Source organism: Alkalibacterium iburiense, from assembly GCF_039521845.1.
Classification (GTDB): domain Bacteria; phylum Bacillota; class Bacilli; order Lactobacillales; family Carnobacteriaceae_A; genus Alkalibacterium; species Alkalibacterium iburiense.
Genome location: NZ_BAAACW010000181.1, coordinates 1 through 1,482, shown reverse-complemented (window position 1 = coordinate 1,482; position 1,482 = coordinate 1). Strand labels below are relative to the sequence as shown.

2 protein-coding genes are annotated in these 1,482 nt (G+C 29.7%); both read right to left on the bottom strand.

Going from position 1 to position 1,482, the window contains the following annotated elements:
- Window positions 1-107: 107 nt before the first annotated feature.
- Window positions 108-1,115 carry a tyrosine-type recombinase/integrase gene (locus ABDZ53_RS12870; protein ID WP_343757157.1) on the bottom strand — a complete coding sequence of 336 codons (1,008 nt, stop codon included), beginning with the start codon at window positions 1,113-1,115 and terminating at the stop codon, window positions 108-110.
- Window position 1,116: 1 nt separating this feature from the next.
- The coding region (locus ABDZ53_RS12865; protein WP_486187749.1) for a site-specific integrase at window positions 1,117-1,482 on the bottom strand (366 nt) is incomplete at its 5' end.

Below are 1,482 nucleotides of genomic sequence, written 5' to 3'. Positions count from 1 at the left end.
AGCTGGTGATAACCCGGGTTATCCCTAGTTTATGATTATCACCAGTTCAGCTTAATAATTAATAGTAGCAACCATTTGATAAAATAAACTGGTGATAATCTTTAAATTTATCTGAATAACTTTAATCGTATCTGTTCTAATGTATCTTTATTTAGCATAGAATCATCTTTAAAATCTGTATTTGCTAAGATTAATTTGTTGTTTCGTTCAACAGCTTCAATCATAGCTTGAGATCCAACTTCAAGATATACTTCAGTGGTTTGTATTGATTCATGTCCTAAGAAACGCTGAATTATTGATAAGTTCACTCCATTTAGAAGCATATGTGTTGCTTTGGATCGGCGGAATGTATGTGCAGATATTTTCTTATTCTGTAGATTAGGGAATGATTTATTAGCCATCTGAGAATACTTTTTAATAATATAATCTATCCCTGAGTCTGATATTTTAGTTTCATATCGATTGCGAAATAAATAACCTTCGGTTATACCAAATTGATTAATATATTTTTTAATTTGTTTGGCAACTATTGGTGATAAGTATATAATCCGTGTTTTATTCCTTTTTCCACAAATTTTTATAGAACAATGTTTATCAAAAACTATATCTTCAATTTTAATATTGCATAGTTCATTGACACGTGTCCCAGAATCATACAAAGTGCATAAAATGACATAGTGTTTAAATGACATAGAGTTATCGATTGGTATTATCGATAGAACACCTTTTACTTCCTCTAAAGTTAGAAAATCTGTAATAGGACGTGGTGCTTTTTTAACGTGAATAGAGTTTAATTCTAATAAAACATTTTGATAAATAATCTCTTCTTCAACAACAAAAGATAAAAAAGAACGAAGACCAGCAAGTCGTTGATTTCTTGTGCTAATAGAACTTCCACTCTGTTCTATAGACATAAGCCATTTATTAACCCGTGATTTTGTAAAATCAGTAATTTCTATTAATTCTTTAGGTATATTTTGATTGTTTTCCATCCAATAAATGATTGAACATAGTGTCGTGTAATAGGATCTAATCGTATTAGGACTATATCCTCTTTGATGTGGCAGATAGTAGCAAAGAAATTCTTCTAAAAGAAAATAAAAAGATTTAGACATATCAAAAATCCTTTCTACTGAATAAATATTCTTCAACTTCAGTCATTTGATTTAGCATATTTTGTGCAACTTCATGCGTTAACCACAAGTAATTTTGTGTCTCATATACAGATTGATGACCCAAGTATTTAGACAAATATTCAATATTCGCAGTAGGGTGATTGTCAAAGCGGTTCAAATTTTCTAAAGAATGTACAGCAAAAGTATGACGTAAGTCATGGAGACGTGGTCCTTCCCCTTTTCCTCGATGAGGAATATTAGATTGTTCTAAAATTTTTCTAAAATAATAATATATTTGTCCATTAGTTATCTTTCCTTCATCTTTATAGGAGCCTGAATCAAAAAAATATATATTATGGATACTACT